A 25,635-nucleotide genomic window follows, 5' to 3' on the forward strand; every position below is an offset into this window, starting at 1 on the left:
GGATGGCGAAAAACCAAGCGGATGACCGGCATCCCGCACTCTATCTTCCCGATTATCCGATAGGACGATGAATGACTGTCCCCTCCCAAAACGCGGAAACAGTGGTTGCCAAACGCGGCATCTGGGGCTGGGTCATGTTCGACTGGGCGGCGCAGCCGTTTTTCACCGTCGTCACCACATTCGTTTTCGGGCCTTATTTCGTCGCCCGTCTTACCGATGATCCGATTGCCGCGCAGGCGACATGGAGCAACATGGCGACGGTCTCCTCGATCATCATCGCCCTCTTCTCACCCATCCTCGGCTCCATCGCTGATCAATCCGGCGCGCGCAAACCGTGGATCGCCTTTTTTGCCATCATCAAGATCGTCAGCCTGTTTTTCCTCTGGTTTGCAGCGCCGGGCTCACCGCTTATCCTGCCGATCATCTGCATGATCCTTGCCTCCATCGCGGCGGAGTTTTCGATTGTCTTCAACGATTCCATGATGCCGCGACTGACCAACCCGCAAAATGTCGGCCGCATCTCCAATCTCGCCTGGGGGCTCGGTTATCTCGGCGGCATGGTGGTGCTGATTGCGGTGGTGACGCTTCTGGCCGCAAGCCCACAGACCGGGCTGACCATCGCCGGCATCAAGCCGCTTTTCGGTCTCGACCCGGCAACCGGTGAGGATGCCAGAATAACCGGCCCGCTCGCCGCGCTCTGGTACCTCATCTTCATTCTGCCGATGTTTCTGTTGACCCCGGACGCCGAAAAAGGCCTGCCTTTCAAGGCAGCAATCCGTTCGGGGCTGGGGGAACTGAAGATCACGCTCCGCGAGCTGCGCTACCGCCCCGTGCTTTTGCGGTTCCTGATCGCGCGCATGCTTTATCAGGATGGCGTCAATGGTGTTCTCATACTGGGCGGAGCATTTGCCGCCGGCATGTTTGGCTGGGCGACGATGGAAATCGGCCTCTTCGGCATCCTCCTCAACGTCGTCGCCATCGCGGGCTGTTTTGCCGCCGGGCGGGTCGATCACAAACTCGGATCGCGCATCACCATCCTCATCAGCCTGGTGTTGCTGCTACTCGCCACGCTCGGCATCGTCTCCACGGAAAAGGGCTCGACCCTGTTTGGCTGGATACAATTATCGACGGCGGACGATGGCGGCATCTTCGCGACAGGCGCGGAAAAAGCCTATCTGCTCTATGGCGTTTTGATCGGCCTTGCCTTCGGCCCCGTCCAGGCATCGTCCCGCTCTTATCTCGCCCGCAATATCACTGTTGCAGAAGCGGGCCGTTACTTCGGCATCTATGCGCTTTCCGGACGCGCCACGAGTTTCATGGCGACGCTGTCATTTTCCATGGCAACCTACATAAGCGGTTCCGCCCATATCGGCATGGCCACGCTTATCTTGTTCCTGGGAGCTGGATTTCTGCTGTTGCTGCGCGTGCCGGAAAGAACGGCAGGCTGAAACTTCGACGCAGCAGCCGATGCGGTTGATCAAACCCGGCATCGGCCCGCACAGAACAGGATCAGAGCTGATCGAGTTTTTGCTGCAATGCGCGCAGCTGCGCCTTCAGCTCGTCGATTTCGGACGCGTTCGGCTTGCGGGTTTCCTTCGGCGCCTGCGGCATTGCGAAAGGCGTAAAACCCTGCATCGCCTGCCGGAACAGTTCCGTATTGCGGCGGATCTGCTCTTCCATCATTTGCAGCGGCGCCTGAAAATTGCGGGCAAGCGAGCCGTCGCCGAACGCCTTGGCCATATGCTCCTGCATCTGGCTCTGCTGGTCCGAGAATGTCTTCATCGAATGTTCGAGAAATGTCGGCACGACCATCTGCATCTGGTCGCCATAATAGGAGATCAACTGCCGCAGAAACGCCGTCGGCAGCAACGTATTGCCGGTTTTGGCCTCCTGTTCGACGATGATCTGCGTCAGAACCGCATGGGTGATGTCTTCGGACGACTTGGCGTCCTGAACCTTGAAGTCCTCACCGCGCTTGACCATCTGCGCGAGATCATCGAGCGTCACATAGGTGCTCGTGCCGGTATTATAGAGCCGCCGGTTGGCGTATTTTTTAATGATTGTTTCGCCGTCGTGTTTCGCCATGCCCGCCTCCTCGCGATGATGGTATTTTCTTTTTTTTGGTCTTCGTGCTCTTCCCGGCGCAAAGTGTATGCGCAAAACGAGCCCTCTGACAAATGTTTTGTGCATCGCAACAGTTTGTTTTTTGCGCAGCAATTTTTCGCAAGATTCCCGGGTGATTTAGCAACATCTTTTAAAGCAACTTTCGGCATTTGACTTGTATTGAAAGCTTTGCCAGTCTCCGCCCGCATGTGAGGAGAATAGAGATGACCCTGCCTTCAATCGTGATTGCCAGCGCCGCGCGCACCGCCGTCGGTTCCTTCAATGGCCACTTCGCCAACACACCCGCCCACGAGCTGGGGGCAACCGTCATCAACGCCGTGCTGGAACGCGCGGGTGTTGCGGCAAACGAAGTCGATGAAGTCATTCTCGGTCAGGTACTGACGGCAGGCGAAGGGCAGAACCCGGCGCGGCAGGCGGCCATGAAAGCCGGCATTCCGCAGGAGGCGACCGCCTTCGGTCTCAACCAGCTCTGCGGCTCCGGCCTGCGCGCCGTCGCCCTCGGTATGCAGCAGATCGTTACCGGCGACGCGGCTATCATCATTGCCGGCGGTCAGGAATCCATGTCCATGGCGCCCCATTGCGCACATTTGCGCGGCGGCGTGAAAATGGGTGATTTCAAGATGATCGACACCATGCTGAAAGACGGCCTGACCGACGCATTCTATGGTTATCACATGGGCATCACTGCCGAGAACATCGCCCGCCAATGGCAACTTTCCCGCGATGAACAGGATCAATTTGCTGTCGCATCGCAAAACAAGGCGGAAGCTGCACAGAATGCCGGCCGTTTCGCCGATGAAATCGTCGCCTTCACGGTCAAAGGCCGCAAGGCTGATATCATCATCGATGCGGACGAACATATCCGCGCCGGCGCTTCGCTGGAAACCATGGCGAAGCTTCGCCCCGCCTTCGACAAGGAAGGCACGGTGACAGCAGGCAATGCCTCCGGCCTGAATGATGGCGCAGCCGCAACACTTTTGATGTCGGAACAGGAAGCGGCAAAACGCGGCATCAAGCCGCTGGCGCGCATCGCCTCCTGGGCAACGGCGGGCGTTGATCCGCAGATCATGGGCACCGGCCCCATTCCCGCCTCCCGCAAGGCGCTGGCCAAGGCCGGCTGGTCGATCAATGATATCGGCCTTGTCGAAGCCAACGAAGCCTTTGCCGCCCAATCCTGTGCGGTCGTGCGCGAACTGGGCCTCGATCCTGATATCGTCAACGTCAATGGTGGTGCAATCGCCATCGGCCATCCGATCGGTGCTTCCGGTGCACGTGTCCTCAACACCCTTATTTACGAGATGCGCCGCCGCAACGTGTCCAAGGGCCTTGCGACACTCTGCATCGGTGGTGGCATGGGTGTTGCCATGTGCATTGAGGCGCTCTGAAACGGCTGTACGGCTTTCCAAAAATCAATTCCTGTTCGGCGAACAATAGGGTAGAAGCGGCCTCCCATTGGCCGTATTTCTGTGGCCGTTGAGCACGGCAAAAGCAGTTCAGGACATGGAGGCCGATATGAGCCGGGTTACGTTGATTTCCGGCGGGACAAGCGGCATAGGCGCCGCGATTGCCCGCGCCTTGCAGGCGGCCGGCTACCGGGTCGCCGTCAATTACGCCTTCACGACCGACAGGGCTGAAGCCTTTCAGAAAGAAACCGGCATCCCTGCTTTTCAATGGGACGTTCGCGACTATGACGCCTGCGTAGACGGCATTGCAAAGGTGGAAGAGACCTTCGGTCCCGTCGAGGTTCTCGTCAACAACGCCGGCATCACCCGCGATGCGATGTTTCACAAGATGTCGCCGCAACAATGGCGCGAGGTGATCGACACCAACCTCACAGGCGTCTTCAACATGACGCACCCCGTCTGGCCGGGTATGCGCGATCGCGGTTTCGGCCGCATCGTCAATATTTCCTCGATCAACGGTCAGAAGGGTCAGGCGGGGCAAGCCAACTATTCCGCTTCCAAGGCGGGCGATATCGGCTTCACCAAGGCGCTCGCCCAGGAAGGCGCCAGCCGCAACATCACCGTCAACGCCATCTGCCCCGGCTATATCGGTACCGAGATGGTGAGAGCGATACCGGAAAAAGTGCTTGCCGAACGGATCGTCCCGCAAATTCCGGTCGGGCGGCTGGGCGAACCGGAAGAAATCGCCCGCTGCGTCCTGTTTCTGGTTTCCGACGAGGCCGGCTTCATCACTGGCTCCACCATGACGGCCAATGGCGGGCAATATTTCGCCTGAGATCGGCCACCCTTCACTTCGGCGACAGCCAAGTCAGTAAACTTTTCGTGATAATTACTTCCGTAATTTTGCCGCGCACAAAAACTTGAGCACGAAACACTGGAAAGTACCATTCGCTAAACCAATGAAAATACGACAGTTTTTGTATAGTTTAGAATGACTCTAGAAATTCCACTCCGATTCAAAAGGAGGTTTTTCTTGACATTTGGTGTCCTGTTTTGGTTTAAGAACGAAAACAACGTGTTGCGTCATACAGGCAGTCCATCATGCTGGTTTGCAGCTGCAATTACATCACCGATCACGATATCCGGGACGTCATCAACGAACTCCTCGACGAGGACTGTTGGCAGCTGATCGTTCCCGCCAAAGTGTATCATGCCATGGAAAAACGTGGCCGCTGTTGCGGCTGTTTCCCGACCGTTGTCGATCTGATCATCAAGACCACCGAAGAATATCACGCCCGTCGCCACTCGACTGAGGCCGATGTTTTTGATTTTATGTCCCGCCTGAAGCGATTCCATGAAGAGAACAGGAGAGCGGACATTGAAAGGCGACAAAAAAGTCATCGAGCGGCTTAACGAGGCCCTTTTTCTCGAACTCGGTGCAGTGAACCAGTATTGGCTTCATTACCGGCTGCTGAACGACTGGGGCTACACAAAGCTCGCAAAGAAGGAGCGCGCTGAATCCATCGAAGAGATGCAGCACGCCGACAAGATCATCGATCGTATCATCTTCCTTGAAGGCCATCCCAACCTTCAGACGCTGGCTCCGCTGCGCATCGGCCAGAACGTCAAGGAAGTGCTGGAAGCCGACCTGGCGGGCGAATACGACGCACGCACCTCCTACAAGAAGTCGCGTGACATCTGTTCCGAGGCCGGAGACTACGTCTCCATGAAGCTGTTTGAAGCCCTGCTGATCGACGAAGAAGGCCATATCGACTTCCTCGAAACCCAGCTTGATCTGCTCGGCAAGATCGGTGTGGAAAAATATGGTCAGCTCAACGCCGATTCCGCCAACGAAGCGGAATAAGCTTTCGACACTGGACAAGGAAAAGGCGGCCCATGGCCGCCTTTTTATTTATCTGCCGGAGAGGTGCCGGAACTCTGCCACCACCTGCTCGTAGACCGCGCGCTTGAACGGTACGATCAATTCCGGAAGGCTTTCCATCGGCTTCCAGCCCCAGGCATCAAATTCGGCCGTGTGGCCCGTCGGCGGCGGGTCGATCTGGATTTCACTTTCATCGCCTTCGAAACGGAAAGCGAACCAGCGCTGCGCCTGCCCACGATATTTGCCCCTTAAACCGATACCGATCAGTTCGGGCGGCAGATCGTAGTTGATCCAGTCACTCGCTTCCGCAAGCAGAGTCACCGTCTTCATTCCGGTCTCTTCATAAAGTTCGCGAATGGCCGCCGTCAAAGGCCGCTCGCCATCATCGATGCCGCCCTGCGGCATCTGCCACAATTGCGGTGAGCCGTCATATTCGGAATTGCCTTCACTGATGCGCCGGCCGGCCCAGACAAGGCCTTCGGCGTTGAGAACCATTATTCCCGCGCAGGGGCGGTAAGGCAAATCTTCTGCTTTGATTATCATGGGAAACCCGCATTGCTGAGCGCCGCAAAAGCGCATGAAATGGCCGCGCAGAAGGTTTACTGCCCCGCCGGCTGCGAAACAAGCGCAGAAACGCCAACGATCTCGATACCCCGCCCGCCCGCTTCCCGCGACCATTTGGAGATGGCGGCAATGCTTTCGTCGAAAGCCGAAGCCACACCGATCGCCTGGCCGTTGCGGCGTGCAATTCGCTCAAGCTCATCCAGCTTGCGCAGGATGGCGCTTTCAGTCACTTCGCCATCGAGCAGAACATCGGCAAAACCCTGCGGGGCGGAGATCGCCTTGGCAATCCCGCCGCTCAACGACTGTGCCGATGAAGCATCATCCAGAAACAGCAGCCCGCGCTTGCCGATATCGCGCATCACCGGCTCCAGCGCCGCCTGTTCCGCGAGGAAACGCCCGCCAAGATAGTTCATGATGCCAGTATAATTTGTGATTTTCGCCATGGAGCGATGCAGCCGGTCGATGTTGACCTTCGCAGGATCGCCGGCCAGCAGCGTGTCCGGCCCTGGGTTGGTGCCGGGATAACCGAAAGGCTCCAGCGGTATCTGCAGAAGGATTTCATGGCCCTCTCGACGCCCTTCCTGCATCCAGCGCTGCAGGCTGTTGCCGCTTGCGGCAAAACCAAGCGTCACCTCCGGCGGCAGATCCCGGATCGCCTTTTGCGAACCCGTCTGGCTGAGGCCAAGGCCGCCGACGACGATTGCCACCCGGGTGCCACGGGCACCCGACCAGGGCCGTGCATATTGCTCCATCGGCCGCAGGCCATCGGCGCCAACGACCGGCAGCGGTCCGAAAGCGGACTCTTCCAGCAACTCTTCATTGGGACGAGTGGCCATGCGCGGGTCCTGACCATAGGTCTGGCCACTCATCAGCACCGGCCCATTGCCATCGCGGGGTCTAGGAGAATAAACCGATACGACATTGCCGTCCGGCATGGTTTCCCGGTTGATGTTGGCGCCAGAACGACCGCTTTCGGGTTTCAGGCCGGCCGTCTCGGCAGAACCGGCCCCATCGGTAACCGCCGTTTCAGGCGCGCTGTGGGGCGGCTGTGGCTGAACATCCGGCCCGGGGCCTGTCTTCTGCAGGTTGCCTGGCGAGAGCGCGGTATAGACGGACAGCCCGCCGATTGAGAAAACCGCAAGCACGGACAAAACCATAATGACGGAAAAGCGCCGGTTGATACCGACGCTTTTTTTCTGACGACCCAGAAGCGGTTTTCGCAGGTCCGAAGGCAATGAACGATCCGTCCAAACGGTCAAAGCATGTCACGCAGAAAACTATGCGGCAGTTTGCGAGGATGACATGCGAAAAAACAGGGACTTAAAGCAAAGGCAGCGCATCTGGAAATCGCGACCCGCTCTAAGCAATCGAAAAAATGCGCCGGCTGGCCGGCGCATCTATCTTACTGCTTGTTGACCACAGCCTTGTCCGGGTTCGGCGGGAAAGACGGATCAGTCTTGCTGCCGCGCAACAGATCCAACGCATAGTTGAGCTGAATATCGTCCTTGGCTTCCGGCGGAACATAGGCGGAAGAGCCAGAACCTTCATCCGTTTCGCTCTGGCCCTTGATGTGACCAGAAAGACCGGATTCACCTTCGGTGGTCACCTTACCCTGCAATTCCGGCGGCAACGGCTGTTCCACCTTGATATCGGGTTCGATGCCCGTGCCCTGGATGGATTTGCCCGACGGCGTGTAATAAAGCGCCGTGGTCAGACGCAGCGCACCGGCTTCGCCGAGCGGGATAATCGTCTGGACCGAACCCTTACCGAAGGAGCGCGTACCGACAACGGTAGCACGACGCAGATCCTGCAGGGCGCCGGCAACGATTTCCGAGGCCGAAGCCGAACCGCCGTTGACAAGTACGATCACCGGCTTGCCGTCGGTCAGATCGCCTGCCGTCGCATTGAAGCGGCGGGTCTCATCCGGATTGCGGCCGCGAGTCGAAACGACTTCGCCACGCTCAAGGAAAGCGTCGGAGACATTGATCGCCTGATCAAGCAGACCGCCCGGATTGAGGCGCAGGTCAAGCACGTAACCCTTCAGCTTGTCGGCCGGCACATCCGCCTTGATCTTCTTGATCGCCTTTTCGAGATCGTCATAGGTCTTCTCGGTAAAGGAAATGACACGCAGATAACCGACATTGTCACCCTCAACGCGGGACTTGACCGCACGAACGGCAATGATGTCACGCACAACGGTGATTTCAAGCGGCTTGTCAGCGCCCTGGCGGATGACCGTCAGCTTGATCGGCGTCTTGACCGCACCGCGCATCTTTTCAACAGCCTGCTCCAGCTTGAGGCCGCGAACCGGTGTACCGTCAATTTCCGAAATGAAGTCGCCAGCAAGAATACCCGCGCGGGAAGCCGGCGTATCATCCATTGGCGAGATGACCTTGACCAGTTCGTTTTCCATGGTCACTTCGATGCCGAGACCGCCGAACTCACCCTTGGTCTGGGTGCGCATGTCGGTGGCATCCTTGGCATTCATGAAGCTGGAATGCGGATCGAGCGAGCTGAGCATGCCGTTAATGGCATTTTCCACCAGCTTCTCGTCATCCGGCGGCGTCACATATTGTGCGCGCACGCGCTCGAACACGTCGCCGAATATCGACAACTCCTTGTAGGTCGAAGGCCCGGCCGCCTGTGCCGGCATGCTCGCCGAATAAATCACGCTCATCGCCGTGGCGCCCATAAGCCCACCGATAAGGAGAAGCGAAACCTTACGAATCATTGTGCGCCCTTCCGGTATTTTTTGCGGTCCACCAAGGTTGGGAATCAACCGGCACACCATCTTTCCTGAACTCAATGTAAAGCGTTGGCCTGTCGGTTTCCAGCGCCAATGCTGCTGCACTCGCTACTCTTTTTGCACCCATGGAGGCGATGGGCTCTCCGGAGAACACGAACATTCCCTGCCGTGTCCTCACATTGTCCATGCCCGTCATCACCACATGATATCCATCCCCCGTGTTGAGGATGATCATCCGGCCGTAACTGCGAAAATCTCCGGCAAACACCACAAAGCCGTCTGCAGGCGCCGTCACGATGGCTTCGGGTCCGCTCGCAACGACAATTCCCTTGGAAAAATGGCCAGTACCGTCAGCATCACCAAAGCGCCTGAGCACCTCGCCCGCGACCGGAACCTCCAGTTTTCCCTTCAAACTCGCGAAGGGATATGCGGGCGCAATGCGGTTTTTATCAGGCATTCCAGCCGCAGCCGCAGCGCGCTCCTTTTCACGTTCTGCTTCCGAAAGACGGGCCACGCGCTGCTCTTCAGCCCGCGCTTTTTCCATGGCTTCCCGTACTGACGTAATCTCGCCTTCAAGCGAACTGACCAGACCTTCTAGACTGGTCGCTTTGCTTGCCAGTTCCTCGGATCGTTTGCGTTCCGCCTCAAGCTCTGCCGCCGTCTGGGTGTTCTTGCGCTCATTTTCGGCAATCAGCAGGTCGAGGCGTTTTTCCTCTTCCAGACTTGCCGTCATCATACCCGTAAGATCGTCCTTTTCGCGAGCGATTGCCTGCCTGAGATCGGTCAATTCTTTGAGAGCGGACACCAGCTTGTCGGTTTCACCACGAATGCCCGGAACGACGGCACCGAGAAGAATAGCACTACGCACGGAAGCAAGTGCATCCTCCGGCGAAACGAGAAGGGCAGGCGGCGGGTTTCTGCCCATGCGCTGCAATGCAGCCAAAACTTCCGCCAGAACGCCGCGCCTTTCACGTAACGACGCTTTCACTCCGTCTTCGCGAACGGAAAGCTTGGCGAGGCGATCCTCACCGTCACTGATCTTGGTTTCCAGGGCCTTGCGCCGCGCCGCAGATGCGATCAGCTCTTCCCGGATGCGGGCGCTGTCCTGATTGAGGGAAGCGATGCTTTCCTCAAGATTGCGGGTCTTGTCCTCCGAAAGGCCGATGCTGTCGACCAGTTCCTCCAGATCCTGGCGGTTCTGGTCACGGCGCTTCTCCAGTGTCTGCAACTCGTCCGGCGATGAATCGCCATTCTCGGCCGGAACCGCGCCCGCCTCGTCCCGCGAATAGGCTGGACCGGCCCCCATGACGAAAGCAGCAATAACCGCGCCCGCAAGGGCAGCGCGCTGTTTTCGTTGAGACCTTTTGTCCATTTGATCTTTCTTTGATGCCGAAGCAGAGGCGCTGATACTAGAGATTTTGCTGCGATCTTCCAAGAGGCCTGAAAGAGGGCAACGGCAAAGCCATCTGCGCCTTTTCGTGTCGCGGAGCTTCATGTTGAAATTGAGACGAGTTTTATACCCTAAACCCGCTCAAACCCGATGATACGGGTGACCGGAAAGGATTGTGACGGCGCGGTAAAGCTGTTCGGCGATCAAAATACGAACGATCTGATGTGGCCATGTGAGCTTGCCCAGATTGAGAACGGCCGCCGCCCTGTCGTAAAGCGCGGGATCGAGACCGTCAGCCCCGCCAATGGCAATGATAAGGTCCCGCTTGCCGCTATCGCGCAGGTCGCCAAAAAACGTGGCAAATGCAGGACTATCCAGCGCCTTGCCGCGTTCGTCGAGCAGCACAAGCACTGCACCGTCGGCCAGGTGTTTTTCAAGCATCGCCGCTTCTTCACGCTTGCGCGTCTCCGCATTCGACGCCCGACTTTCCGCGACCTCGATCACCCGCGAAAACTCCAGCCCGATTGCCGGGCCGGTCTTCGCGAGGCGTTCGATATAACGGGTCGCAAGATCCTTTTCAGGGCCGGTTTTAAGCCGTCCCACCGCAAAAATTGAAATCCGCATCGCAAACCTGTGACTGTCGTGACAAACAGGGTCACGCTCTTAACAGCATAGAATGCGGATTCCTATGCGGCCGGTTCGATTTCCGGCCAGAGACATCGTGTCGAAGGCGGAGATGGCCTTCGACAAACGCGATGCACTCGATCAAAGGCTCACCGCATCAATGCAGCGTTTCTTCCGACATTTCCGGCGTCGCCCACATTTTTTCAATGTTGTAGAAGGCGCGAATTTCCGGACGGAACACATGAACGATGACATCGCCGGCATCAATCAGCACCCAGTCTCCGATCTCCAGACCTTCGACGCGGGCGTTGCCGAACCCCTCGTCCTTCATATCCTTGAGAAGATGCTCGCAAATCGCCGAAACGTGCCTGTTCGATCGCCCGGAGACTACAACCATGTAGTCAGCAAGCGCCGATTTTCCGGCAATGTTGAGAGATACGATATCTTCAGCCTTGGAGTCCTCGAGGCTCGCGAGGACGGTTTCGAGGGCATGATCGGCGGCATCGTCGCCACTGTCCTGACCCTTCGGGATAGCAACAAATGCTTTTCCCTTGCTGTGTACTGTTGTCAGAGGTTTTCCCTTTCCAAGAATGACAAAACAGATACTGGGCGACGCGATTCTCTGCGTCACTTTATAAAGGTGGCATCAAAGCATTAACTTTTCAAGATATGGAGCCTTCAACGACCGCCGCATACATCATTTGTGATTATTGCGCAGCGCCGTGGAACTGAGCGTCGAACGCGGACCATGGATGAAGACCCAGGCGGGCGCCCGCTTTTTCCATAAAACCCCCGCATCATCCTCGTCTATCCGCGCCTGGCTGAAGGCCTGCGCCATGGTGGAGGAAAGGTAAGAAAGGGTGGAGCCGGGCCGGTCGATAACGGCAATAGGAAAAGTCTCGGCAATCGTGCGCCACTTCTGCCAGCGATGAAAGCTTTTCAGATTGTCGGCGCCCATGATCCAGATGAAGCGAACATGCGGATTTCTCGCCTTCACCTTGGCAAGCGTATTGGCCGTATAGCTGATGCCCAGCGATTTTTCGAATGCCGTCACCTTGATACGCGGATCGCTCACGAGTTTTTCGCAGGCAGCGATACGGTCTTCAAGGGACGCCAGTTCGGAGCGGCTTTTCAGCGGATTACCCGGCGTGACCATCCACCAGAGCTGGTCAAGACCGAGCCGGCGTAGTGCGATCTCGGCAACAAGCGCATGGCCGGCATGCGGCGGATTAAAAGAGCCGCCGAACAGCCCGACAACCATGCCGCGCTCCGCATGCGGCATGGTGAGATAACGTCGGTCCAGGCGCTTCTCAGTCGGCAAATATCAGGTCCGTGTCTGGCCGGTGCCATGCACACGGTATTTGAACGAAGTGAGCTGCTCGACGCCGACGGGGCCGCGCGCATGCATCTTGCCGGTGGCGATGCCGATTTCCGCACCCATGCCGAATTCACCGCCATCGGCAAATTGCGTCGAGGCATTGTGCAGCAGAATGGCCGAATCGAGTTCATTGAAGAAACGTTCGACCACGTGAGGATCCTCGGCGATCACCGCCTCGGTATGGTTGGAGGAATAGGTGCCGATATGATCGATCGCACCCGAAATACCGTCCACCACGGCGACCGAAATGATCGCATCGAGATATTCGGTGCGCCAGTCCTCTTCCGTCGCGGCCTTCAGACCCTCGACCACATGACGGACCGCCTGCGAACCGCGCACTTCGCAACCGGCTGCGATCAAGTCATTGACGAGCGGCGCCAGATGCGTGGAAACAGCGGCGGCATCCACCAGCAGGGTTTCGGCCGCACCACAAATGCCCGTGCGGCGCATCTTGGCATTGACGACAATACGCTTTGCCATAGCGAGATCGGCCGAGGCATCGACATAGATATGGCAAATGCCTTCCAGATGCGCAAAAACCGGCACCCGCGCTTCCGATTGCACCCGGGCAACCAGGCTTTTGCCACCGCGCGGCACAATCACATCGACGGTACCGTTCAATCCACCCAAAAGCGCGCCGACGGCGGCGCGGTCCGTCACCGGCACCAGCTGGATGGCATGTTCGGGCAGACCGGCAATCTTCAAACCTTCCACAAGGCAGGCATGGATAGCACGCGATGAATGTTGCGAATCCGATCCGCCGCGCAGGATGACGGCATTGCCGGCCTTGAGGCAGAGCGCACCGGCATCCGCCGTCACATTGGGGCGGCTTTCGTAGATAACACCGATGACGCCGAGCGGCGTACGCACGCGCTCGATCTTCAGCCCATTAGGGCGATCCCAGGCGGCGATGACCTCGCCGACCGGATCGGCCAGCGCAGCAACCGAGCGAATGCCTTCGGCAATACCGGCGATCCGTGCCTCGTTGAGGGTAAGCCTGTCGATAAAGGAAGCGGCAAGCCCGGCAGTGTCCGCAGCCGCCAGATCTTTCTTGTTGGCGGCAAGGATCACATCCCTCGACGCCTCGATGGCGGATGCCATGGCAAGAAGAGCACGGTTCTTTTGGTCCGTCCCTGCGATTGACAACGGTCGTGAAGCAGCTTTTGCCTGAGCGCCGATGGTCATCATCAGCGCGTCAATATCATGGCTCTGCTTCACGGCCTGCTCAGGCATGGACCTCATCCTTTTTTGCATGTTTCACTTTGACGGCGGCACCGGTCATCACAAGATCGTCGCGATGGATCATCGCCGCACGGCCGACATAACCGAGGATGGCCTCGATCTCGTTGGACTTGTGGCCGATGATGAGACGCGCCTCTTCCGCATCGTAGCCCGCAAGACCGCGCGCAACCTCCCGGCCTTCGACACCGATAATGGCGATTGCATCGCCGCGGCCGAAATTGCCCTTCACCACCCTTACGCCCGCGGGAAGCAGGCTCTTGCCGGCATAAAGGGCTTTTTCCGCGCCGGCATCCACATGGATTTCGCCGGCCGGCTGCAATTGTCCGGCAATCCAGGTCTTGCGCGCCGTCACCGGCGTGCCCGATGGCGCAAACCATGAGGAGCGAGCGCCGTTTTCGATCGCCTTCAGCGGGTTGAGCGTCTTGCCGGAGGCGATGATCATTCCGCACCCGGCAGCGGTCGCGATCTTGCCCGCATCGATCTTGGTGCGCATGCCGCCGCGCGAAAGCTCGGAAGCCGCACCACCCGCCATGGCCTCGATTTCGGGGGTGATGTCTGCAATCGTCTCGAGAAATTGCGCATCCGGATCGAGATGCGGCGGAGCGGTATAAAGCCCGTCAATGTCCGACAGCAGCACCAGCAGATCCGCACCCGTCATGGTCGCCACACGTGCGGCCAGACGGTCATTGTCGCCATAACGGATTTCGGTGGTCGCCACGGTATCATTTTCATTGATGATCGGAATGGCGCCGATCTTCAGCAACTGGTTGATGGTGGCGCGCGCATTGAGATAACGGCGGCGTTCTTCGGTATCGGAGAGCGTCAGCAGAATCTGACCCGCGACGATCTCATGCCGGGACAGGCTTTCCGACCATGCCCGCGCCAGCGCGATCTGGCCGACAGCCGCCGCTGCCTGGCTCTCTTCCAGCTTCAACGCACCGGAGGGCAGGCCGAGAACGGTGCGGCCAAGCGCGATGGCGCCAGAAGACACGACCTGAACATCCGCGCCGTTTTTCTTGAGCGCAGCGATGTCCTCGCAGATCGCGTCCAGCCAGTCTTTCTTGAGGCCGGTTTTACGGTCCACCAGAAGCGCCGACCCGATCTTGATGACGATCCGGTGGTGGCTCGCCAGCGGCTTGCGCGTCAGGCTCATAGGCGATCGTCCTCTTCCTCGACCTCGCTCTCATGCGGCATCGACCGGTCTGGAAGGGCGGTATCGCCGCCATTGCTTGCCGAAACGATGATATCGCGCAGGGCGCGCAGCGCTTCCGTCATGCCGATATGCGCGGCAGCCGACAGAAGAAGCGGCGGACGACCGCAGGCCTTTTCCAGTTCCTTGGCCTTTTTCTTCAGTTCTTTCTCATCAAGCACGTCGATCTGTGACAGCGCCACGATTTCGGGCTTGTCGGTCAACCCACCACCATAGGCATCCAGCTCGGCCTTGACGGTTTTATAGGCCTTGCCGACTTTTTCTTCCTGTGCGGAGACGAGGTGCAGAAGCACTCGGGTACGCTCCACGTGGCCGAGGAACCGGTCGCCGATGCCGACGCCCTCATGCGCACCTTCGATCAGGCCCGGAATATCAGCCAGTACGAATTCACGACCATCGATGGTCGCCACGCCAAGATTCGGATGAAGGGTGGTGAAGGGATAATTGGCGATCTTCGGACGCGCGCGCGTCACCGTCGCAAGAAATGTGGATTTACCCGCGTTTGGCAGACCGACGAGGCCGGCATCCGCAATCAGCTTGAGCCGCAGCCAGATTGTCTTTTCTTCGCCGGCCAGACCCGGATTGGCATGGGTAGGCGCCTGATTGGTGGACGACTTGAAGTAGGCATTGCCGAAACCGCCATTGCCGCCGGCGGCAAGACGAAAACGCTGACCTTCCTTGGTGAGGTCCATGATCAGCGTTTCGTTGTCTTCTTCGAAAATCTGGGTGCCAACGGGCACTTTCAGCACCACGTCCGAACCCTTGGCGCCGGTGCGGGTCTTGCCCATGCCGTGCTGTCCGATCGAGGCCTTGAAATGCTGCTGGAAACGGAAGTCGATCAGCGTGTTGAGACCATTGACCACTTCGACCCAGACGTCGCCGCCGCGTCCGCCGTCACCGCCATCAGGGCCACCGAATTCGATGAATTTTTCACGCCGGAAGGAAACGGCGCCAGCACCACCATCACCGGACTTGATATAGACTTTTGCTTCATCGAGAAATTTCATCGGACTGCCGTTCTATCGGTTTGCGGACGCAACAATCATGGCATTGCGTCAAACAAAAATATCGTCGTTTCGAATACAAGCGCTTCGTCACGAGGTCAAAGACTATCGTGCGGCAAGCCCCTGCGTGAGACAAGGCCGGTTTGGGGTAAACCGGCCTTGTTTTGATTGTCAGCGGTGCGGCCGGATGAAATCCTCTGCCGTGATCATCGTATCGATATGCGCCACCATCGCGGCCCGCGCCGTGGCGTAGATCTGGTGGCAACCGGTCACCCGGAAGCCGAGTTTTTCCTGCACACGCAGCGAAGCGGGGTTATCCGCAAACACGCCGGAATGAAGGATCACCCCGGGCATGCGGCGGAAAAACCGCTCGACCACGGCAGCAACCGCCTCGGTCATGTAACCCTTGCCCCAGTAGAAGCGGTTCAGCCAGTAGCCGAGATGCCACTCGCCATGCCGCAACTCCACCGAGACGATGCCGATCAGGGTATCGTCACCGCTGGTGATGGCGAAATCCCAGTCGGGCAGTGTACCGGAGGTACGCAGCACCAGCCATTCCAGCGCATCCTGCTTGTGGTAGGGCGCGGGAACGCGGGCCAGCATCTTCGTCACGGCGAAATCGCCAAGCGATTCCGCAATGCTGCCCGCATCGGAAAGTCGTTGCGGCCGCAACACCATTCGCTGCGTCTCGATGACGGGGCAGGGGCCGGGCGGCGCCACGGTGGTGGCAGCCCGGCGACGGGTCAGTTCGAGCGCACTCATCCCATGTCCCCCCAGCTCTTCAGCGAAACCCAGGTCTTGCGGTCCAGCCTGTACCATTCGACCGGCACCATGCCGCCGAGCGCCAGCGAGCCGACCATGCCGGACCCCTGGAACTGGAAACCGCACTTCTGGATGACGCGGCGCGACGCGATGTTGGTGACCCGGCAACGGGCATCGATCTGGTCGATTTCACGCGTGCGGAAGGCCATGTCGATCAGCGCATGCGCCGCTTCCGTCATATAGCCGCGGTTCCAGTAGGGTTCGCCTAGCCAGTAACCGATCTCCAGCGTCTTTTCGTCTTCCTGGGGTTCGAGCGCGCAGCAGCCCAGAAACTCGCCATTGTCCATGCGGGTAATCGCATAGACGCACTTGCCAATCTCGCCAGCTTTGGAGCGTCGCACAAAATCCGCGGCGTCTTTGGCCGTGTAGGGGTGCGGCATACGCGACACCATGGTCGCGATATTGGCATTGTTGGCAAGATGGGCAAGGGCGTCGATGTCTTCTTCGTGAGGCTTGCGTAAAACCAGCCTCTGCGACAGTAAAACGGGGCAATCGCTCCTCGACCGATCGGGCCTCGGCCGCTCTTCGGGTGACCGTGATTGGTCGACCCTTAACAATTCAGCTTGCATGGTTCAGTCCCTCCATGAGGTTAAAGAAAAAGGGGAGTTGGGTGGTGCCCCATCTCCCCTGTTTTCTTGACTGAACCTGATACGTCTCAGCCGGGTCGATGGGACACCGGCTGCATATGACGCTTACCGGCTTATTCTGCGGCTTCCGCTTTCGGAGCCACGGATACGAACACGCGGCCATTGGCCTTCGTGCGGAAGTTTACATTGCCAGCGGTCAGCGCAAAAATCGTGTGGTCCTTGCCGATGCCGACGTTGGCGCCCGGATGCCACTGCGTGCCACGCTGGCGCAGAATAATGTTGCCTGGAATGACGGCTTCGCCGCCGAACTTCTTTACGCCAAGGCGCTTGGATTCAGAATCGCGACCGTTACGCGAGGAACCGCCAGCTTTTTTGTGTGCCATTGGAGTTCTCCTTTAAACCTTGTTTCCCGTGTCGCGCCGATCAGGCAGCAACGATGTCCGTGATGCGGACGACAGTGTGATGCTGACGATGGCCGCGCGAACGCTTGGAGTTCTGACGACGACGCTTCTTGAAGGCGATAACCTTCTTGCCGCGATTGTGCTCGACAACTTCAGCCTTGACGATGGCTCCCTTGACGAAGGGAGCACCGAACTTGGCGTCGGCGCCTTCGCCAACAACGAGAACTTCGGTGAATTCTACAGTTGCGCCTGCCTCTGCTTCCAGCTTTTCGATGGTCAGCACGGCGTCGGCCGCTACGCGGTACTGCTTACCGCCGGTCTTGATGACTGCGAACATTTTTTATCCTTTCATGTTCGTTCCGGCTCTGCCCGCCAAAGCAAGCTCGCCGTCTTTTTATCAGTCGGAATTTGGTAGAAACCCGTCGGGACAAGAGGTCCCTTTGAATGTCTGCCGGTGAAGCCGCCTGTGAGGGCGGAATAAACAGAAGGCGCACTACGCCATCAATTTGGGTGCCGATTACGCGAGACGCCGGTTTATGTCAAGATGACGACGGCTTGAAAAGTAACTGTAACGCCAAGAATTTCATGCTTTTTCGGCGGGTGAAGCAGTCAGGTCTCGAAATTTGCGCAGCAAGTGTTTATATGGGCCTACCAACAAGGAGCAGAAATGGCCCGCATAGACCAGACCGACGATTGGCGGGACCGCCATGCGCCGACAATTTCCGCCTTCGAGTCGCTTGCGATCGAGGCATATGGCCACCTGCCAGAAGAATTCCGCGCCTTGACGAAGGATCTCATCATCGAGATCGCGGATTTCCCGACCGATGAAGTATTCGAGGACATGGCGCTCGAAACGCCCTTTGATCTCCTCGGACTATTCGAGGGTCGCGGCATCTCCGAACGTTTCACCATGGAAACGGGCGAGATGGTGAACCGCATCACACTTTATCGCCGCCCCATTCTCGACTACTGGGCCGAGAACGAGGAAACGCTGGGCGATATCATCACCCATGTCCTCATCCATGAAATCGGCCATCATTTCGGCCTGTCGGATGACGACATGGAGCGGATAGAAGAAAGCGCCGACGAGGCCGCTGCAGAGCGATAGCCCCGCCGCGGCGCGTCTTATTGCTCGCCGAGCTTCATATCCGGATGATATTCCTTGCCTTCGACCACCTTGGTCACGGCCTGGCCGCAATGCATGACACCGCTTGCGGCGTTGAAGGCATAACTCGGCGAACCCGCAAGTTCCCATCCCTTGTTCAGCGCTTCCGTGACCCGGTGACAGAATTTTGAGTCATCGGGGCCGGTTATGAAACGATAGACCTTCACGTCTTTTCTGCCTTTCTTTGGGCGATGATATTGGCCATGGCGACCAGCCTCTCAGCCTCAACCACATGCAGCCGCTCGATCATCCGCCCGTTCATGTTGATGACGTTCAATTCCACAGATTCCGGTTTTGCGAAAGCGGCAATAATCTCGCGAGCTTCCGCAACCGTCGCCTCATCCGGGCCGAATTGCCGGTTGGCGGGTTCGATCTGGGCGGGATGGATCAGCATCTTGCCGTCAAAGCCCATCGCTCGCCCCTGTTCGCATTCAACCTGAAAAGCCGCGACATCGAGGAAATCATTGGAGACGCTGTCAATGATATCGAGGCCATAAGCTCGGGCGGCAAGCACCACCTGCATCATCCATGGTACAAGATAGGCGCGACCGGGCAAGGCCGGAACACGGGTTTCCTTGCGCAGATCGTTGAGACCGATGACGAAAGCGGCAAGCCGCGCATCCGGCGTGTGGGCGGCATCGGCAATCGACGCAGCGTTGAGGACACCGAGCGGCGTTTCGATCATCGCCCAGATCTTCATGGCCTGCGGCGCATCCGCCTCCGCCAGAAGGTCGGCCACTTCATGAATATTAGCGGGCTGCTCCACCTTCGGCAGAAGAACCGCATCCGGCCGGCAGGAAAGAACGAGCTGCAAATCCGCCTTCCCGTCCGGAGTGGAGAGCGGATTGATGCGGATAATCGCCTCGCGCCCGGCAAAGGGTGCGTCTGAAAACAGCTTTTGGAGATTTTCCCGCGCCTTGCCCTTCATGTCGGGCGCGACGGAATCCTCAAGATCGAGGATCACGCCGTCGCAATCGAGATCGCGGATTTTTTCGAGTGCCCTGACATTGATGGCCGGAACCGACAGCAACGAGCGACGCGGTCTCACAAGAATATTTTCAGAAAAATTGACCATGCCGCACTTGTGTCAAGCTTTTGTGACATCTGCAAGCTGACAATCCACTGAATCCTCTTGCAAGCCGGAAGAAGAAGGCCCACATTCGTCTGGAAAGAAAGGTTGAATCATGCAAGGCATCCGTTCATTTTTCATCGCCGCCTCCGGCATCGCAATTCTGGCCATGGCTGCTCTTTTCACGGCATCGCTCACGGTCGCTTTCATCGGCGTGCTCGCCGTTCTCAGCGCTGCCCGTATGCTTTCCGCGCGCCTTAAGCCGGCCCCCATTCCGGTCAAGCCCCGCCACCAGCGCGACATGCGCGTCTGGAACGATGGCAAAGGCACGATTATCGATCTCTGAGATCGTTTAATCGGGTCAAAATGCGAGGACGCCGCACGAGGCGTACCGAAGAACGCGGGTTTGCGCTTCTAAAGCGCTGAGTTTTGCAGTATTTCCCCAGAAAGAACATCCGGCAGGCATTGCCCGTGCCGGATCTGTTCAAGGGAAACACGGGAAGCGACAGATGGAAAAATTCACCAAGCTGACGGGCGTCGCCGCGCCCATGCCGGTGGTCAATATCGACACCGATATGATCATTCCGAAAGACTATCTGAAGACCATCAAACGCACCGGCCTTGGCAAGGGCCTCTTCGCCGAGTCGCGTTACCTTGAGGATGGTTCACCCAATCCGGATTTCGTGCTGAACAAGCCCGCTTACCAGAACGCCCAGATTCTTGTCGCCGGCGACAATTTCGGCTGCGGCTCTTCGCGCGAACACGCGCCATGGGCGCTTCTTGATTTCGGCATCCGCTGTGTGATCTCCACAAGCTTTGCCGATATCTTTTACAATAACTGTTTCAAGAACGGCATCCTGCCGGTTGTAGTTAGCGCCGAGAACCTCGAAAAACTGCTTGATGACGCCTCGCGCGGATCGAATGCCGTTCTGTCCATCGATCTGGAACGCCAGGAAATCAGTGGTCCCGATGGCGGCACCATCACTTTCGAGATCGATGAATTCAAGCGTCACTGCATGCTGAACGGCCTCGATGACATCGGCTTGACCATGGAGCATTCCGGCGCCATCGACACTTTCGAAAAGGCGAATGCCTCGGTCCGCCCCTGGGCCTGACCGCATTTCCGCTCTTCAAAAAAGCCGATCCCGTACCAAACCGTACCGGATCGGCTTTTGCTTTGCTTGAAAAGCCCTTGAGGCGGAGATAAGACGCCCTCGATCCCGTCCAGCTGCTGTACGACTTGGCATGCATAGGACGGAACAAGTTTGACGCCGCGCTCGCCGCCACCGAAAACCCTTCATGATGTTTTCCGGCGCGCCGCCCAAGGAGGGTTCCCATGACAGTCCGTTCGCTTTTCCTGCTGCCCGGTGACGGTATCGGCCCCGAAGCCATGACTGAGGTCCGCAAGCTGATCGATTATATGAACAGCGCGCAAAATGCCGGCTTCACCGTTTCAGAAGGCCTCGTCGGCGGTTCCGCTTACGACGCCCATGGCGTGGCGATTTCCGATGCGGACATGGAAAAGGCGCTTGCCGCCGATGCGATCCTGTTCGGCGCCGTCGGTGGCCCGAAGTGGGATGGCGTTCCCTACGAGCATCGCCCGGAAGCGGGCCTGCTGCGCCTGCGCAAGGACCTCGAACTTTTCGCCAATCTGCGCCCGGCCATCTGCTACCCGGCACTCGCCGCCGCCTCCTCGCTGAAGCCGGAACTGGTCGAAGGCTTGGATATCCTCATTGTTCGCGAACTGACCGGCGGCGTTTATTTCGGTGAACCGAAGCAGATCATCGATCTCGGCAACGGCCAGAAGCGCGGTATCGACACGCAGATCTACGACACTTTCGAGATCGAGCGCATCGCCAGCGTCGCTTTCGAACTGGCCCGCACCCGCGACAACCGCGTCTGCTCGATGGAAAAGCGCAACGTCATGAAATCAGGCGTCTTGTGGAACCAGGTCGTCACCGAAACCCACGCCGCCAAATACAAGGACGTTCAGCTGGAGCATATGCTGGCCGATGCCGGCGGCATGCAGCTGGTGCGCAAGCCCAAGCAGTTCGACGTGATCGTGACCGACAACCTCTTCGGAGACATGCTCTCCGACGTTGCCGCCATGCTCACCGGCTCGCTCGGCATGTTGCCTTCCGCCTCGCTTGGCGCACCTGATGCCAAAACCGGCAAACGCAAGGCCATGTATGAGCCGGTGCACGGTTCTGCCCCTGACATCGCCGGCAAGAGCATCGCCAACCCCATCGCCATGATCGCCTCCTTCGCCATGTGCCTGCGCTACTCGTTCAACATGGTTGACGAAGCGACGAAGCTCGAAGCGGCAATCGCCAACGTGCTGGACAAGGGCATCCGCACCGCCGACATCATGGCCGATGGCTGCCGTCAGGTCGGCACCGGTGAAATGGGTGACGCGGTTCTCGCTGAATTCAAGGCGCTTTCGGCGTAACGCTGACAGGAACCGGTTGGGCAGGCGGCACCGCCATCTGCCCATCCTCCTTGGGCAGAAGATGCTCGTAACGCCGGTCGGTCAGCGTCTTCAGAAAAGCCACGATGGCATCCACCCGCTTGTCGTCCAGCGCCGGCGCGGATGTCAGTTCCGTCATGGCGATATTCTCAGGCACCTCAGGCGCATCCCAGGTCTTGCCGGTTTCCGGATTGATCTGTCGGCTGGGCTTCTTGCTTTTATATTTCACGTAAAACAGCACCACCGTGCGCAAATCCCTGAACACGCCATTGTGCATATAAGGGCCGGTGACGGCGACATTGCGCAGGGTCGGCACCTTGAACTTGCCGCGTTGTGCCGGATCGCCGGCCACTTCAGGATTTTGCGCCAAACCCAGATCGATCGCACCTGGTTTCGAACCATTCACGGCCCTGACCGCCCTATTGGCGGGAACGCCGATATTGAAATATTTGTGGTTGGTGAACAGGCCGTCTTCCAGCCCCTTGGCGCCGCGGATTTCATGGCACGTATTGCAATTGGTAAATTGCGTCGAGGAAATCAGAACCCGGCCCAGCTCTTCCTGATCCGTCAGCTTTTCCTCGCCGCGCAGGAAGCGGTCATATTTGGAATCGAAAGTCGAGAATTCGTCCGAGCGCTCGAAACTCGCCAACGCCTTGGTCATCGCGGCATAGGCGGTTTCATCGCTCTGGAAGACATCATTGCCGAATTGCGTGCCGAAGGCTGCGACATAGTCAGGATTTTCCCTCAGCCGCTTTACGACAGAGGCTTTGTCCGGCATGCCCATTTCAAGCGGATTGAGCGGCGGACCGCCCGCCTGGTCTTCCAGCAGCGAGGCCCGGCCATCCCAGAACTGCCCGCCGACATACTCACCCGCCGCATTCTTGCCGAAAGGCGGCGTGAACCTCGCATAGGTCGCCGTCGGGGCATTGCGGTCGCCGAGCGAAATACCGTCATCACCCAGAGAGACATCCCGACCGACCTTCTCGCTCTCCCGTGCATCGGAAAACCCGGCCGCCTGCATATGGCAGGTGGAACAGGCCATGGTCCGGTTCATCGAAAGATTGGGATCGTCGAACAGCGCTGCGCCCAGCTTTTCCAGCGTCGCATAATCTTCGCCGCCGTGAGCGAACATGCTGTTAATCCCCCCACCGAAGGGAGCCAGCAGAATGGATGCAGCAAGAGCGGCAGAGAGAAAAAATCGGGGCTTTATCATCGGTAGGCACGCTCGGACAAAATGCGCGATAGCAGGCTCGGGCCGGAAAATATGAAACAGCTTTCAATCCGACCAGACTTCACGGAACATGTATTGCAGGCGCTATTTCCACTTTTCCATGTTCCCTGAGGCGATCTATAGCACTTTCCAGTGGCCAGAGCCTACAAACTTTCGCAGCTTGCTCCACTTTGCCGCACATCCCATGGAAAGGTTATGACGCAGGCCGATCAGCCGCTTCTGGCAATGGCGTGGAAAAAGGTGCCCGAAACGAGACCTCTTCTGCCACCGGATGGCCCGAGCGGACGGCCCTGCCCGTCGGCGATCTGGGCAAACGGCTCATCACGGCCGGGATCGGTAACCCGCGCATAATGAAACTCATGGCCGCGCAGAACATCCCCCGCCACGCCGAGCGGCCCACTTGCCGCAATCGTTGCCTGGCGATAACCGAGATTCATCTTGCGCGTCGCAAAGCTGGTGGCATGTGACAGAAGCCCGGTCATGGCATGGGTCACCCCCTCGGCATCTTCCAGCGCCTCGCCAAGCACCATGTAACCGCCGCACTCGCCATGAACAGGCCTTGTCGCGGCAAAACGGGCAATACCTGCCTTGAAACCGGTAGCATCGGCAAGTTTTCCGGCAAAAAGTTCGGGATAGCCGCCCGGAAGCCAGCAGACATCGCAGCTCTCGTCAGGCCCCTCATCAGCCAGCGGCGAAAACGGCACGATCTCTGCCCCGGCCGCATGCCAGTGCTTCCTGAGATGCGGATAAAGGAAGGTGAAAGCCGCATCCTCCGCCAGCGCGATGCGCTGGCCGGGCGGTGCAATCGCTGCGTCCACCGAACCGGAAGGCACATTCACCGGCGCAGCGAGTGAAAGCAAGGCGTCAAGATCGATGGATTTTTCCATCGCATCCGCCAGCCGTTCTATATGCGCATCGATTTCCGGGTGTTCGCTGGCCTGCACCAGCCCCAGATGCCGCTCAGGCAGGATAAGCGAGGGATCGCGCAGGACACAGCCGGCAACGGGCAGGCCAATTTTTTCGATGGCTTCCGTGCAGAGTGTCCGGTGTCTTTCACTGCCGGCCCGGTTCAGCACCACTGCCGCCATGGTGACATCAGGGTCGTAATGGGCAAAACCATGGGCGACAGCGGCAGCCGTCTGCGACTGGCCTGACACATCCAATACCAGCAGCACGGGAATGCCGAACAGCCGCGCCAAATCCGCCGCTGAACCGGTGCGGTTTTCCGCCACCGGAATACCGTCGAACAGGCCCATGGCGCTTTCGATCAGAACGAGTTCCGCATCCTCGGTCTGCTGTGAAAACAGATGCCGCAGCAAATCCGGCTGCATGGCCCAGCTATCCAGATTGAGACCGGGCGTGCCGGTGGCGAAGGTGTGGAAACCGGGATCGATATAATCCGGCCCCGTCTTGATGCCCCGCACCTTGATGCCCCGCCGGGCAAATGCCCTGAGAAGACCGATGGTGACGCTGGTCTTGCCCGACCCCGAACGGGGTGCACCGATGATGATCGCCCGCGACGTCATGATCCTGAAACTCCAAGCCGTTCCCGCATCGAAACAATCTCTCCGATGACGATAAGAGCCGGCGCATCGAAGTTTTCCCGCTTTGCATCGTCAGCTATGCTTTCCAGCTTGCCGATAAAAATTCGCTCCTGCCCAGTCGTCGCCGACATGATGACCGCAACCGGCGTGACGCCTGAACGGCCGCCCTGCATCAGAAGTGCAGCAATCGAGCCGATATTCTTAAGCCCCATGTAAACGACGATGGGTTCCTGCGTTTTCGCCAGCGCCAGCCAGTCAAGATCTTCTTCAGCGCCCGCCGCATGGCCGGTGGCAAGGGTCACGGCGCGGCTGATACCGCGCATGGTGGCCGGAATACGGGCAGAAGCAAGAGCCGCAAGCGAAGAGGTCATGCCCGGCAATATGCGGAATGGAATGCCGGCGCGGACAAGCGCCTCCGCCTCTTCGCCACCGCGTCCAAAGATGAAGGGATCGCCGCCCTTCAGCCGCAGCACCTTTTTGCCTCGGGCGGCGAAATCGATCAGCGACGCGGTAATGTCGTCCTGCGTCGCCGAGGGCTTGCCGCCGCGCTTGCCGGCGAAAACGATTTCAGCTTGAGGTCCAAGAGCGACGACATCATCGCTGACCAACGCATCACGCACGATGACATCGGCTTGCGAAAGCGCCAGCGCCACTTCCAGCGTCAGATACCGCACGTCGCCAGGCCCTGCGCCCGCGAGCCAGACGTGACCGGCCTCAAAGACCGGACCTTTTGCGGCAATGCTGTTTAAAATCTGCGGTATCGACATTCTTTTTGGCTGCTT

General features: G+C 58.5%; 29 protein-coding genes. 9 read left to right on the forward strand and 20 right to left on the reverse strand.

What is annotated here, in order from left to right; translation table 11 throughout:
* The first annotated feature begins 71 nt into the window (after positions 1-71).
* Positions 72-1,448, forward strand: a complete 1,377-nt coding sequence (locus PL640_RS15875; RefSeq protein ID WP_271362574.1) for an MFS transporter — start codon at positions 72-74, stop codon at positions 1,446-1,448.
* A 61-nt stretch (positions 1,449-1,509) separates the two neighbouring features.
* On the opposite strand, the gene phaR is transcribed toward PL640_RS15875, so the two are convergent.
* Positions 1,510-2,085: a polyhydroxyalkanoate synthesis repressor PhaR gene (gene phaR / locus PL640_RS15880; protein WP_003520279.1), complete on the reverse strand. Its 576-nt coding sequence runs from the start codon at positions 2,083-2,085 to the stop codon at positions 1,510-1,512.
* 242 nt (positions 2,086-2,327) lie between these two features.
* Here phaR and PL640_RS15885 point away from each other — a divergent pair, with 242 nt between their 5' ends.
* The 4 genes from PL640_RS15885 (at position 2,328) to bfr (ending at position 5,391) form a co-directional block, all read left to right on the forward strand.
* Positions 2,328-3,509, forward strand: coding sequence for an acetyl-CoA C-acetyltransferase (locus PL640_RS15885; RefSeq protein ID WP_269700962.1), 1,182 nt, complete (start codon positions 2,328-2,330; stop codon positions 3,507-3,509).
* 127 nt (positions 3,510-3,636) lie between these two features.
* Entirely contained in the window at positions 3,637-4,362 is a 726-nt protein-coding gene (phbB, locus tag PL640_RS15890) for an acetoacetyl-CoA reductase (RefSeq protein WP_271362575.1), read from the forward strand.
* A gap of 266 nt (positions 4,363-4,628) precedes the next feature.
* Positions 4,629-4,940, forward strand: a complete 312-nt coding sequence (locus tag PL640_RS15895; RefSeq protein WP_080600126.1) for a (2Fe-2S)-binding protein — start codon at positions 4,629-4,631, stop codon at positions 4,938-4,940.
* Entirely contained in the window at positions 4,906-5,391 is a 486-nt protein-coding gene (gene bfr, locus PL640_RS15900) for a bacterioferritin (RefSeq protein WP_046799648.1), read from the forward strand. Before PL640_RS15895 ends, bfr begins: the two co-directional genes overlap by 35 nt.
* A 48-nt stretch (positions 5,392-5,439) precedes the next feature.
* On the opposite strand, the gene PL640_RS15905 is transcribed toward bfr, so the two are convergent.
* The 14 genes from PL640_RS15905 to rplU form a co-directional block, all read right to left on the reverse strand.
* Positions 5,440-5,952, reverse strand: a complete 513-nt coding sequence (locus PL640_RS15905) for an RNA pyrophosphohydrolase (RefSeq protein ID WP_271362576.1) — start codon at positions 5,950-5,952, stop codon at positions 5,440-5,442.
* 56 nt (positions 5,953-6,008) lie between these two features.
* Complete coding sequence (locus PL640_RS15910; RefSeq protein WP_271362577.1) at positions 6,009-7,208, reverse strand: divergent polysaccharide deacetylase family protein; 1,200 nt, start codon at positions 7,206-7,208, stop codon at positions 6,009-6,011.
* 167 nt (positions 7,209-7,375) lie between these two features.
* A complete protein-coding gene (locus tag PL640_RS15915; RefSeq protein WP_142842176.1) occupies positions 7,376-8,704 on the reverse strand; it encodes a S41 family peptidase in 1,329 nt (442 codons plus the stop codon).
* Complete coding sequence (locus PL640_RS15920) at positions 8,694-10,091, reverse strand: murein hydrolase activator EnvC family protein (protein WP_271362578.1); 1,398 nt, start codon at positions 10,089-10,091, stop codon at positions 8,694-8,696. Before PL640_RS15920 ends, PL640_RS15915 begins: the two co-directional genes overlap by 11 nt.
* 159 nt (positions 10,092-10,250) lie before the next feature.
* On the reverse strand, positions 10,251-10,733 hold the full coding sequence (rlmH, locus tag PL640_RS15925; protein ID WP_142842174.1) for a 23S rRNA (pseudouridine(1915)-N(3))-methyltransferase RlmH: 483 nt from the start codon (positions 10,731-10,733) through the stop codon (positions 10,251-10,253).
* Between the two features lie 157 nt (positions 10,734-10,890).
* Complete coding sequence (rsfS, locus tag PL640_RS15930; RefSeq protein ID WP_237681429.1) at positions 10,891-11,364, reverse strand: ribosome silencing factor; 474 nt, start codon at positions 11,362-11,364, stop codon at positions 10,891-10,893.
* Positions 11,365-11,430: 66 nt separating this feature from the next.
* The gene (locus PL640_RS15935; protein ID WP_269700946.1) at positions 11,431-12,054 is read right to left on the reverse strand and encodes a nicotinate-nucleotide adenylyltransferase; all 624 of its coding nucleotides are present in this window, start codon (positions 12,052-12,054) and stop codon (positions 11,431-11,433) included.
* Between the two features lie 3 nt (positions 12,055-12,057).
* Positions 12,058-13,344 carry a glutamate-5-semialdehyde dehydrogenase gene (locus tag PL640_RS15940; protein WP_271362579.1) on the reverse strand — a complete coding sequence of 429 codons (1,287 nt, stop codon included), beginning with the start codon at positions 13,342-13,344 and terminating at the stop codon, positions 12,058-12,060.
* Entirely contained in the window at positions 13,337-14,506 is a 1,170-nt protein-coding gene (gene proB / locus PL640_RS15945; RefSeq protein WP_271362580.1) for a glutamate 5-kinase, read from the reverse strand. The genes PL640_RS15940 and proB overlap by 8 nt, the downstream gene beginning before the upstream one ends.
* Entirely contained in the window at positions 14,503-15,570 is a 1,068-nt protein-coding gene (obgE, locus tag PL640_RS15950; RefSeq protein WP_006310970.1) for a GTPase ObgE, read from the reverse strand. Before obgE ends, proB begins: the two co-directional genes overlap by 4 nt.
* 168 nt (positions 15,571-15,738) lie before the next feature.
* Positions 15,739-16,329 carry a GNAT family N-acetyltransferase gene (locus PL640_RS15955; protein ID WP_271362581.1) on the reverse strand — a complete coding sequence of 197 codons (591 nt, stop codon included), beginning with the start codon at positions 16,327-16,329 and terminating at the stop codon, positions 15,739-15,741.
* Positions 16,326-16,958 carry a GNAT family N-acetyltransferase gene (locus tag PL640_RS15960; protein WP_003505256.1) on the reverse strand — a complete coding sequence of 211 codons (633 nt, stop codon included), beginning with the start codon at positions 16,956-16,958 and terminating at the stop codon, positions 16,326-16,328. The genes PL640_RS15955 and PL640_RS15960 overlap by 4 nt, the downstream gene beginning before the upstream one ends.
* 131 nt (positions 16,959-17,089) lie before the next feature.
* Positions 17,090-17,359 carry a 50S ribosomal protein L27 gene (rpmA, locus tag PL640_RS15965; protein ID WP_003492686.1) on the reverse strand — a complete coding sequence of 90 codons (270 nt, stop codon included), beginning with the start codon at positions 17,357-17,359 and terminating at the stop codon, positions 17,090-17,092.
* Positions 17,360-17,399: 40 nt separating this feature from the next.
* Complete coding sequence (gene rplU, locus PL640_RS15970; RefSeq protein WP_003492690.1) at positions 17,400-17,714, reverse strand: 50S ribosomal protein L21; 315 nt, start codon at positions 17,712-17,714, stop codon at positions 17,400-17,402.
* 330 nt (positions 17,715-18,044) lie between these two features.
* Between rplU and PL640_RS15975 the strand changes: the two genes are divergently transcribed.
* Positions 18,045-18,485: a metallopeptidase family protein gene (locus PL640_RS15975; RefSeq protein WP_046799659.1), complete on the forward strand. Its 441-nt coding sequence runs from the start codon at positions 18,045-18,047 to the stop codon at positions 18,483-18,485.
* Positions 18,486-18,502: 17 nt separating this feature from the next.
* Here PL640_RS15975 and PL640_RS15980 read toward each other — a convergent pair whose 3' ends face one another.
* Positions 18,503-18,709: a DUF1737 domain-containing protein gene (locus tag PL640_RS15980; protein ID WP_003492695.1), complete on the reverse strand. Its 207-nt coding sequence runs from the start codon at positions 18,707-18,709 to the stop codon at positions 18,503-18,505.
* Complete coding sequence (locus PL640_RS15985) at positions 18,706-19,617, reverse strand: HpcH/HpaI aldolase/citrate lyase family protein (protein ID WP_271362582.1); 912 nt, start codon at positions 19,615-19,617, stop codon at positions 18,706-18,708. The genes PL640_RS15980 and PL640_RS15985 overlap by 4 nt, the downstream gene beginning before the upstream one ends.
* 109 nt (positions 19,618-19,726) lie before the next feature.
* Between PL640_RS15985 and PL640_RS15990 the strand changes: the two genes are divergently transcribed.
* The 3 genes from PL640_RS15990 to leuB all read left to right on the forward strand — a co-directional run bounded on the left by PL640_RS15990 (position 19,727) and on the right by leuB (position 22,060).
* Positions 19,727-19,957 (forward strand): hypothetical protein, encoded by a 231-nt coding sequence (locus PL640_RS15990; RefSeq protein WP_046799661.1) that lies wholly within the window; start codon positions 19,727-19,729, stop codon positions 19,955-19,957.
* A gap of 163 nt (positions 19,958-20,120) precedes the next feature.
* The gene (leuD, locus tag PL640_RS15995) at positions 20,121-20,726 is read left to right on the forward strand and encodes a 3-isopropylmalate dehydratase small subunit (protein ID WP_142842171.1); all 606 of its coding nucleotides are present in this window, start codon (positions 20,121-20,123) and stop codon (positions 20,724-20,726) included.
* 221 nt (positions 20,727-20,947) lie between these two features.
* Positions 20,948-22,060: a 3-isopropylmalate dehydrogenase gene (leuB, locus tag PL640_RS16000; protein WP_271362583.1), complete on the forward strand. Its 1,113-nt coding sequence runs from the start codon at positions 20,948-20,950 to the stop codon at positions 22,058-22,060.
* Here leuB and PL640_RS16005 read toward each other — a convergent pair.
* From PL640_RS16005 to cobA, 3 genes are all read right to left on the reverse strand, one after another.
* Complete coding sequence (locus tag PL640_RS16005; RefSeq protein ID WP_271362584.1) at positions 22,041-23,291, reverse strand: cytochrome-c peroxidase; 1,251 nt, start codon at positions 23,289-23,291, stop codon at positions 22,041-22,043. The two genes, leuB and PL640_RS16005, sit on opposite strands and share 20 nt — an antisense overlap.
* A gap of 227 nt (positions 23,292-23,518) precedes the next feature.
* Complete coding sequence (locus tag PL640_RS16010; protein ID WP_271362585.1) at positions 23,519-24,835, reverse strand: cobyrinate a,c-diamide synthase; 1,317 nt, start codon at positions 24,833-24,835, stop codon at positions 23,519-23,521.
* On the reverse strand, positions 24,832-25,620 hold the full coding sequence (gene cobA / locus PL640_RS16015; protein ID WP_271362586.1) for a uroporphyrinogen-III C-methyltransferase: 789 nt from the start codon (positions 25,618-25,620) through the stop codon (positions 24,832-24,834). Before cobA ends, PL640_RS16010 begins: the two co-directional genes overlap by 4 nt.
* Positions 25,621-25,635 lie beyond the last annotated feature (15 nt).

This window comes from Agrobacterium sp. ST15.16.024, from assembly GCF_027956545.1.
Lineage (GTDB): Bacteria > Pseudomonadota > Alphaproteobacteria > Rhizobiales > Rhizobiaceae > Agrobacterium > Agrobacterium cucumeris.